Below are 10,049 nucleotides of genomic sequence, written 5' to 3'. Positions count from 1 at the left end.
AGTCTCGTGGGCTCGGAGATGTGTATAAGAGACAGGAACTATATGGTCCGATCGTCTTTTGTGAACATCATGAAGATGTCGCTGCCGTCTATATCGATCACTATACGGCCTTTCAACAAGGACTTGCACATCTACGACAACAGGGACATACGAGCATCGGCATCTGTCTCGGACGACCGGACAGTACGAATAGCTTGGCGCGTAAACATGCGTATCAAGAGGTCGTACGTGACGAATTCGTCTATGAACAGACCTTGACGATTGAAGACGGTGCGACCGTCGCAAGACGCTGGATGCAACAAAAACAACGACCGACCGCTATCTTGACCGCAAGTGATCACGTGGCAGCTGGTCTCATCTTAGAACTCCGAAAACAAGGCTATCAGGTTCCTGGAGACCTGTCTGTCATTGGTTTTGATGGAAGTGAACTCGCTGAAGTCTTAGCGATGACGACGATCGCGATCCCTTATGCCACGATCGGGCGACATGCTTTTCAATTAACCGTCCGCGAAGATCTCGTTGCTCGTCCACAAATCGAAGTACCCTCGACATTCATTGCTGGAACGACTGTTCTTCCTCACACTTGAATCCATATAAAAAAGCGACGAGTTCATCGATTTGAATTCGTCGCTTCGTTTTGTTTAAAGAGTTCCTGCCGCTACATACCGTGATCCCCAGTAGCCACCACGGAACGATTCTTTGACGACTCTTCCATAATACGAGTTCGCATTGATCATCGTACCACCATCGACAGCGATTCCAACGTGTTGAATCCCACTTCCATGTGTAAAGAAGACGAGATCACCAGCGCCTGGTGCCGTACGTTTTGTTGCTGAGTATTGAGCCGCTGCCGTACGTGGGAGTGATTTTCCTAGTGCTTGATAAACGTAGCGTGTAAATCCAGAGCAATCAAAGCTAACAGGACCTGTCGCACCAAAAACATAAGGACGTCCTTTGAGACCTTCTGCTACCGAAACGATCGTTGATCCTGTTTTACTAAGACCTTTCGTCGCTTTAGCGTTATATGCTTTCGTGTATGTAGAAGCGATATATGCTGATTTTCCTTGATGACGGATTTGATACCATTCTTTGACCTGACCTACGACGGTTACAGCTTGTCCAAGTTTCAATTGCCCGACTCGTTTACTCGATACAGCAGCTTTTGCACGAATATTTAGCACATCCACTGACACCACTACTTTTTTACTTGTTGCAGCTTGCGTTGATGCTGGGACGAGTGTCCAACTACTGATGAGTAACGTTAAGGTTAACAAAACACGAGTGACAGCTTTCATCGATTCATTCTCCTCTTATGTATGAATGTTTTTTACGTCTGAATTGTCAGATAATTTCTGTATTTATCCTATCATGTTCCAGATTTTCATCATGTTACAGTTCTTTAACGCTAATTCTTTTTCGTAATACTTTTGTAACAAAATAAAAAAACAGGCTGTAGAACGGCTTAGGATAGCCATTTCTACATACCTGTCAGTTTGAGTCATTTAATCGTTTTTTCAAGAATCAATTGACTTCTTTTTACGGAAACGTGCTAAGAATTCATAGACGATTGGCACGATGAGGAGTGTCAACAACGTCGAACTCGTCAGTCCACCGATGACCGTCACACCTAACCCTTTTGAAATCAATGCGCCACCTTCGAGTCCAAGCGCAAGTGGTGCAAGTGCACCAATCGTCGCAAGTGCCGTCATCAAGATCGGACGTAAACGTGTACCTGCTGCATCGAGTAGTGCTTCACGCGTCGATAAACCTTCCGCTTCTTTATGAATGACACGGTCGATCAAGACGATCGCATTCGTCACGACGATTCCGATCAACATCAACGCACCAATCAAGGATGACACAGAAATCGTCTCTCCTGTAATCAACAGGGCAACCAGTCCACCGATGATGGCGAATGGAAGTGAGAACAAGATGACGAGTGGTGTCAATGCTCCTCCAAACGTAATGACGAGGACAAGATAGACGATCGCTACAGCTGCTGCCATTGCTAGACCAAGTTGTGTGAACGACTCTTGGATCTGCTCTGTGACTCCGCCTTGCTCATAAGAGACGCCTGTCGGACGATCAATGTTTTTGACGGACTTTTCAATCGCTTGAGAAGCCTCGGTTGCTTTATCCGTTTTTAGTTCTGCTGTAACGGTAGCGACGAGTTTTCCATCACGTTCGTTGAGCGAATCAGGAGTCGTTCCTTTCTTCACTTCAACGAAATCGGACAGTTTGCGCACTCCAAGCGGTGTCACGACATCTGTCTCTTCCAAATCTTGAACGGAATCGTATGTCGTTTGTTCGTTTGGAACGATGACATCGAGTTCCTTCCCATCTACCTTAATAGTAGAAAGTGGTTTTTCTTCTCCTTGGACATTAGCAATGCCCTGCGCAAGTTGTGCTGTTGAAACGCCGAATTCAGCCGCTTTTTGCTGATCGACTTCGAACGTATATTGCGTATACGCTTCTTTTAAATCTGTCGTTACTTTTCGAACATACTTCGATTCACCTTCGATCGCATCGACGAATTTCGGTGTTACTGCTTCTAAATCTTCAATATTATTCGCAAAGATTGAATACGAGACACCTGACGAAGCTGCGCCACCACTAAAATCTTGCTCTTTCCATTCTCCTGTCGGAATGTCAGCATTCAGCTGTTTGATGGCTGTCTGTTTAACATCTGCAAAATCTTCCGTGTCTGGATCGTATTGGACGATGAAGACCCCTTGTTTCGTATTCCCTGGATTCAATGGATTTTCTCCACCGACGGTAAACTGAAGATTATCGATATTTTTTTGTTTGTTGAAATAATCTTCTGCTTGATCAGCTGCTTTTAACGAATCATCCAACGTTTGACCTGGTTTTGGATTGTACGTGACGTAGAGTGTCTTTTCTCCTTCTTGATTCAAGAAGTTGACACCAATCGTTGGTACGAGAGCAAAACTACCGATTAAAAGCAAGACTGAAAGACCAAAGACGATGAGTTTATGGTTGAGAGACCAATTCAGCATACGACGATATCCATTCGCCAACTTTCCGCCCTCTTCTTTTTCCGGTTTTGGTGCTTTACCACGCTTAAAGAGCGAATCAGCGAACATCGGAACGACCGTAACCGCAACGATCAAGGACGCGAACAGTGCAAAGACGACTGTCAAAGCGAATGGTAAGAAGAGCTCACCAACGAATCCCGTAACGAACCCGAGTGGTAAGAAGACCGCGATCGTAACGACTGTCGACGAAGCGATGGGAATGAATACCTCTCGTGTTGCACTGATGATCAGTTCTTTTCCTTTTAACTTTTCCGTCGGATCCGTCAAACGGCGATAAATATTTTCGATGACGACGATGGAATCATCAACGACTCGACCAATCGCGACCGTCATCGCTCCGAGTGTCATGATGTTTAAGGAAATATCCATCTGCTTCAACACAAGAATGGCCATCAGAAGCGATAATGGAATCGAAATAACAGCGATGATCGTTGATTTAATGTTTCGTAAGAACAGCAAGATGATGACGATCGCAAATAACGCACCAATCAATGCTTTACTGATCATCGTCGAAACAGATTCCTCAATTGGTTTTCCTTGATCAAGTGTCACAGATGCATTGACCGAACCGTTTTCTTTTTCAAAGTCTTTGATTGTCTGCTTGACTGCATTGACGACATCGACTGTATTCGCATCTTGCGACTTCGTTACTTGAACCCCAATCGATCGTTCACCATTCGAACGCGAGATCGATTCCTCGATCCCTTTATCTTCAATCGTCGCGACTTGTGACAACGTGACAGTTGGTACTTGCGTTGGTGCCGTCTGTGTTGCCTGATCTGACGCCGCACTTGTCGATGGTGTCGTTTGGGATGCTGCAGGGGCTGACGATGGAGCTTGTCCTGCTTGTCCTGCTTGTCCTGCTTGTCCTGCTTGTCCTGCTTGTCCTGCTTCAGGAGTATTCGATGCTGGTGGCGTATAGGGAAGACGAAGATCTTTTAATTCCTTGACCGTCGTTGCTTTCCCATCTAATACGACTGCTTGTTCCTTATCCCCCAACTCGTATAAGCCAAGCGCTAAACGGGAATCATTAGCTTGAATCAATTGTTTCGCATTCTCTTCGGTTAAACCGTAACGTTCGAGTTTTTTCTCATCGAAGCGAATTTCGATCCGGCGAATCTCTTGACCCGCGACTTGAACCGTCTGCGCCCCTTCGATTCCTTCAAGCTTCGGTTGAAGTTCGTTTTCAACGAGTTTCGTCAACTCAGACAGGGAACGCTCCTTATCCGAAACGGCAAAACCGATGACCGGGAATGCATCAAAGGAAATCCGTGATACTTGTGGTTCCTGAACACCTTCCGGTAATTCGACGTTTGAAAGAGCTTCTTTTACTTTTTGCTCGGCTTCTTCCATATCCGTACTGAAGTTATAGTCGATTTGTAGGTTCGATGCATTTTGGAAGGACGTCGAGCGTACAGTATCGACTCCTGATAAATTTTCGACCTTACTTTCAAGTTCTCGACTGACTTCATCTAGAACTTGTTCTGGTGTAGCACCTGGATAAATCGTCGTCACCGACACGGTCGGTGTCGTGATGTCTGGCAATGTCTCGAGCTTCATCGATGTTCCCGCATAAATACCAGCAACCGTGATGATGATCGTCATGAGCCAGAGGGCAAACTTATTGTTCACCGAAAATTGGATGATCTTTTTCATCGTATGGTTCTCCCTCACTCTTCAATTTGTTTATCTAGTCGTCGTGCACGTTCTATTAATTGCAGAATTAATCTTTGTCGCACATTTGGAGACGGTGCACCGAACTGAAAATGCTCCGACAATTTCAAACCGTCTAATGTAAAGCGAATCGACAATACTTCAACCGGATCCATCTGTTCTGTCAGTTGGCGAAAGAACTGCTCCGCTTGTCGCTTTCGTTCCTCGACGAACGTCGCATGATCCTTTAATAAGGACAACAAGTAAAGAAGCGCATCCATGTCGAGATGGAACTCCTCTTGTTGCTGGATTTGCAACGTCACGAACGCTTCCATCGGTCCCATCGTCAACTGATGCTGTTCATATAGTTTAAATTGTCGTACTTCTTGCGCCTCGATGACCCCCATTAATAAAGCTTCCTTCGAAGCGAAATGATACAATAGTCCACCTTTTGAGACATTTGCTTGTTTCGCTACTTCTTCAAGCGTCAATTGGGTGAATCCTTGTTGCAAAATGATCGTCGTCGTGGCTTCAAGAATCCGACGACGAGTCTCTTGCGCTTTTGCACTGGCCAATAGTCTCCCCCTTCCCTCATATTTACTGTACCGTCTGGACGGTTTCTTTTTACAGTGTACGAATTCTTATTTGAAGATGCAATCGCTTTGTTTATGTTTCACGTGAAACTTTCGTGAACGAAAAAAGACTGACTCAAATGTCAGTCTCTACAAAGATAAGGACGTGAAAAGACGCGTCATTCTTTTTGAGTCAGCCTCTTTTGAATCCATTATTCGTCTGCTTCGCGTGAACTCTCTCGTAGTGCCGCTTGCATCGTATCGAATAAGTGACGCTCTCGTAGCACTTGGACGCCACGATCCGTCGGTCCACCAGGTGCCGCAACATCGGCAATCAGACGATCCGTACTTGCGTCGGAGCGCATGAGAATTTCAGCTGAACCTTTCATCGCTTGAGCAACGATTCGACGTGCATTTCCTTCTTCAAAACCAGCATCCGTCAAAACCGGCACCATACCAGCTACGACTTCATAGAAGAAAGCAGGACTACATCCAGCTGCCGCCATGAATGCAGGCATCGTCGATTCATTTGCTTCCGCAATTTCTCCGACACGTCCAAATAATGCCTCGACTACACTTCGGATCTCTTCATTCACGCGTGAGCCGAACCATAGTCCAGTCATTCCTAAACGGTGTGCGACTGGGGTATTTGGCATGGCAGCAACTGTCGGACGTTTTGCCAACTGTTCGATTTCATATGGTGTAATATGTGCAGCAATCGAAACGATCGTCTGATTCGTCCATTGTTGATTCGCTACATAGTCGAGTACACCATCGGGTTGCATGCCCAGCATGACGAGATCGTATAAGGAGACGTCCTCCTGCTCGACCGTTTGAACGCCGTGTCGCGCTGCGACTTCTGTCAAGCGTATCCCGCCACTCCGATTCGTCATCGTGATATCTTCTCGTGCAAATCCAGAAGCGACCCATCCTTGAACGAGTGCCTCACTCATCGCACCGGCTCCTACTATTAATAGTTTCATCATCTATCCTTCCTTTCCCTCAAAAAAAGACCAGTCATGAACTGGTCTTGTGCGGGTCCATTATACACGAACGGCTAAATCTTCGACAGCAACGACTCGAAGTCCCTTATCGTCAAGTTTCTTAACGATTTTTTTCTTTGTCTTCTCGTCACAATCCGTCGGTAATGTAATCAATACACGACGCATGACGCTACTCTTCGCATCGAGTGTCATCAGACTCGCGACCGTTGAATATTTGTTGACGATCTTCGAGATCTTCTCAAGTGCCCCTTTTTGTTCACTTAGGGCTACTGTCAGGACGTAACTTCCAGAATCACGGTTCCATGCTTCTTCAAGCATTCCAAGCATTTTTCCGTGTGGCAGGATACCGAAGAAATGACCGTCATCATTTAAGACCGCGATATACGGTAATTCCTTGATTGAGAAGAAGACTTCAAAGAAATTACTTCCTGTATAGATGTATTTGGATGTATTCTTAATCAGCGACATGACGTTGTCGTCTAAGCTGCCACCATTCATCCCATGCCGATAGATGTGCATCTTATAGATGTTCCCTTTAAAGTCCTGTCCTGATTGGTCAAGGACCGGGACACAGCGGTATCCGGTTTTTTCAAGTGTGTCGAGTGCTTCACGAATCGTCGCTGTCTCGGAAATCGTGACACATTGATGCTTCGGAATACATAAACTTTGTACGAGCATAATAAAATCCTCCTCTTTTACCTAATTACGCAGACTTAATCATATCATTCGATTTTCATGCGCCATATCCTCTTTTCCCACTTCTGATGCGCTTTTATTCTTACAATCACAAGACAACCTCTTGCAATCACAACGTAATCCAACTCATTTCAATCAAGTACACTTCACTTTTACCATTGTCAGACAATTTATTAAATCTACAATCACTTACGTATTAAGATTTATTAAGATTTCGTAAAGACGCTTCATAAATGTATTCTTTTACAATACCGTCTGCTACAATCGAACTCGTGAAGTTACTTCACTATTCTATTCTTGTTCTTAATATGGAGGCAGAAGAAATGTTTAGTAAAAAACAAGATCCATTCGCAGTGAAATTATCCGAAATCGCAGGACACTTAAAAACGACTTCGCAATTCTTCGTTGACTTTAAAATCAACGGCATCGCGGATGTAAAAGAATTTGCACATAAAGTAAAAGACTTCGAAACAGCTGGGGACGATTTGATGCACCAGTTGATCATCGACTTGAACAATGCGTTCATCACGCCGATCGACCGTGAAGACTTACTCGCACTTGCTAACGCACTTGATGACGTCTTAGACGGTTTTGAAGAATGTTCAGCGATCTTCGAAATCTACAATATCGTTCAAGCAGACGAGCACATGATCAAGTTCGTCGATGAAATCAACATCGCTGTCACAGAACTCGCGATGTCAATGGATCTTCTTGTTGCACGTAAATTGCAACCGATGCGTGAACACGTCATCAAAATCAAAGAACAAGAGACGATTTGTGATAACCTACGCCGTAAATCGATCAAAGCATTGTTCGCAACAGAAACAGATCCAATTAAAATCATCCAATATAAAGAAATCTATGAATCGCTCGAATCAATCGCGGACTACTGCCAAGATGCAGCTAACGTCATTGAAACGATCATCATGAAAAACGCTTAAGTGAGGAGCTAACGAGATGGATAGCCTGTTTATCATCACCGCCATAATCGTGATTCTCGCACTTAGCTTCGACTTCATCAACGGTTTCCACGATACAGCGAACTCGATCGCGACTTCGGTGTCGACTCGTGCGTTGAAACCACGTCATGCCATCATCTTGGCTGCATCGATGAACTTCCTAGGTGCAATCACGTTCACTGGAGTCGCAAAAACGATCTCTGGTGACATCGTTGACCCGTCAACACTTGAACATGGTAGCTACGTCGTTATCGCTGCCTTGATTTCAGCCATTGCCTGGAACCTTTTGACTTGGTACTTCGGTATTCCGTCAAGTTCTTCGCATACACTGATCGGTTCGATTGCTGGTGCTGCTGTTGCCTCTGTCGGATTCGGAGGAATCGAAGCAAAAGGCTTCTTGAAAATCGTTCAAGCCTTGCTCATTTCACCAGTGCTCGCATTCACACTCGGTTTCATCGTTTATGCAATCTTTAAAGTCATCTTCAAAAAAGGAAACTTGGCGAAGACGAATCGTCGCTTCCGTCATGTTCAAATTGCAACCGCTGCTTTGCAGTCGTATACACACGGTACGAACGACGCACAAAAAGCGATGGGGATCATCACGCTTGCTTTGATCTCATCTGGTTATCAAACAGATCACGAAGTTGCGACTTGGGTTAAACTCTCATGTGCGATCGCAATGGGTCTCGGAACATCTGTAGGTGGATGGCGGATCATCAAGACCGTCGGTGGTCAAATCATGAAAATCCGTCCGGTCAACGGGGTTGCAGCTGACTTAACATCAGCAGCGATCATCTTTGGAGCGACAGCGATTCATCTTCCGGTTTCGACGACACACGTCATCTCTTCTGCCATCTTGGGTGTAGGTACATCACACCGTAAGAAAGGTGTAAAGTGGGGAACAGCACAGCGCATGCTCATTACATGGGTCATCACATTGCCAATTTCGATGGCTTTCGCTGCCTTGATTTACTATATTCTCGACTTCTTATTCATTAAATAAGTACTTGCCCCGCCTACTCAAAACAGGTAGGGTTTTGTGTACGTCAGAAGCGTCGATAGTTGTTGTTTTTCCCATAATTCGCTATGATGAAGAACAAGAAGGATTGTCTATTTCTTTAGGAGGAATGCCCCATGACAAAACGTAAAGCCTTAACGATTGCTGGTTCCGACACGAGCGGTGGAGCTGGTATTCAAGCTGATTTGAAAACATTCCAAGAACTTGGTGTCTATGGAATGAATGCTTTGACGGTCATCGTCGCCCAAGACCCTGATCACTCTTGGCACCATGCGGTTTACCCAATCGACACAGAACTCGTCCGGACACAAATCCACACGGTCCTTGGAGGTATTGGTGTTGATGCGATGAAGACGGGTATGCTCCCGACTGTCGAAATCATTGAAGCCGTTGCTGAGAAAATCAAATCATCCGGCGTTCAAAACGTCGTGATCGATCCTGTCATGGTCTGTAAAGGCGAAGACGAAGTGCTGAACCCTGATACAGCAAACGCACTTCGTGATGTCTTGACACCACTTGCGACGGTCGTCACACCGAACGTCTTCGAAGCCGGACAACTGTCGGGTCTTGGTAAAACACCAGCAACGATCGACGAGATGAAACTTGCAGCAGCGCGGATTCATGAAAAAGGTGCGCAATACGTTCTTGTCAAAGGTGGCAGCAAGATTGACCATCCACAAGCAGTTGACGTGCTTTATGACGGAAAAGAGTTTATCCTGATTGAGGACGAACGAATCGAGACACCGTACACGCACGGTGCTGGCTGCACGTACTCTGCAGCAATCACGGCCGAACTCGCAAAAGGTGCATCAGTAGAAGCTGCTGTCCGTACAGCAAAATCTTTCATCACTTCCGCGATTCGTCATTCATTCCGTTTGAATGAATACGTCGGACCAACTGATCACGCTGCACATCGTACAGTCCAGTCTTGATCCGCTTAAGAAGTCCGCGATATCCGCGGACTTCTTTCTGTATAGGAGAGGAGAAAAGTTTATGCAAGCCATTGATGTACAAGAAATACAGCGTTATATCGACGAACATGCGAATACACCGTTATATGTACACGTCGAGACGACGAACGGTGCTTACGC

The 10,049-nt window shown here is 45.4% G+C and carries 10 protein-coding genes; 5 read left to right on the top strand and 5 right to left on the bottom strand.

Annotation, left to right across the window (positions count from 1 at the left end; translation table 11 throughout):
* A partial coding sequence (locus F8N00_RS12540) for a substrate-binding domain-containing protein (protein WP_421018329.1) occupies window positions 1–587 on the top strand: 587 nt, incomplete at its 5' end.
* A 54-nt stretch (window positions 588–641) separates the two neighbouring features.
* Here the strand turns inward: F8N00_RS12540 and F8N00_RS12535 are convergent.
* From F8N00_RS12535 to cbpA, 5 genes are all read right to left on the bottom strand, one after another.
* Entirely contained in the window at window positions 642–1,295 is a 654-nt protein-coding gene (locus F8N00_RS12535) for a C40 family peptidase (RefSeq protein WP_050678422.1), read from the bottom strand.
* A gap of 219 nt (window positions 1,296–1,514) precedes the next feature.
* Window positions 1,515–4,712 carry an efflux RND transporter permease subunit gene (locus tag F8N00_RS12530; protein WP_421018328.1) on the bottom strand — a complete coding sequence of 1,066 codons (3,198 nt, stop codon included), beginning with the start codon at window positions 4,710–4,712 and terminating at the stop codon, window positions 1,515–1,517.
* A 14-nt stretch (window positions 4,713–4,726) separates the two neighbouring features.
* On the bottom strand, window positions 4,727–5,284 hold the full coding sequence (locus F8N00_RS12525; protein ID WP_421018327.1) for a TetR/AcrR family transcriptional regulator: 558 nt from the start codon (window positions 5,282–5,284) through the stop codon (window positions 4,727–4,729).
* A gap of 209 nt (window positions 5,285–5,493) precedes the next feature.
* A complete protein-coding gene (locus F8N00_RS12520; RefSeq protein ID WP_023469716.1) occupies window positions 5,494–6,264 on the bottom strand; it encodes a pyrroline-5-carboxylate reductase family protein in 771 nt (256 codons plus the stop codon).
* A gap of 60 nt (window positions 6,265–6,324) precedes the next feature.
* Complete coding sequence (gene cbpA / locus F8N00_RS12515; protein WP_023469717.1) at window positions 6,325–6,963, bottom strand: cyclic di-AMP binding protein CbpA; 639 nt, start codon at window positions 6,961–6,963, stop codon at window positions 6,325–6,327.
* Between the two features lie 341 nt (window positions 6,964–7,304).
* On the opposite strand from cbpA, the gene F8N00_RS12510 reads away from it, so the two are divergent.
* The 4 genes from F8N00_RS12510 to F8N00_RS12495 form a co-directional block, all read left to right on the top strand.
* Complete coding sequence (locus F8N00_RS12510) at window positions 7,305–7,922, top strand: DUF47 domain-containing protein (protein WP_023469718.1); 618 nt, start codon at window positions 7,305–7,307, stop codon at window positions 7,920–7,922.
* Window positions 7,923–7,938: 16 nt separating this feature from the next.
* Window positions 7,939–8,943, top strand: coding sequence for an inorganic phosphate transporter (locus F8N00_RS12505; RefSeq protein ID WP_023469719.1), 1,005 nt, complete (start codon window positions 7,939–7,941; stop codon window positions 8,941–8,943).
* 131 nt (window positions 8,944–9,074) lie between these two features.
* The gene (pdxK, locus tag F8N00_RS12500; RefSeq protein WP_023469720.1) at window positions 9,075–9,890 is read left to right on the top strand and encodes a pyridoxine/pyridoxal/pyridoxamine kinase; all 816 of its coding nucleotides are present in this window, start codon (window positions 9,075–9,077) and stop codon (window positions 9,888–9,890) included.
* The coding region (locus F8N00_RS12495; RefSeq protein WP_421018326.1) for a DUF1806 family protein at window positions 9,838–10,049 on the top strand (212 nt) is incomplete at its 3' end. The genes pdxK and F8N00_RS12495, both read left to right, overlap by 53 nt.

Origin of the sequence: Exiguobacterium sp. A1_3_1, from assembly GCF_048985645.1 — a bacterium.
Taxonomy (GTDB): Bacteria; Bacillota; Bacilli; order Exiguobacteriales; family Exiguobacteriaceae; genus Exiguobacterium_A; species Exiguobacterium_A indicum.
This window is presented reverse-complemented; position numbering and strand designations above follow the sequence as displayed.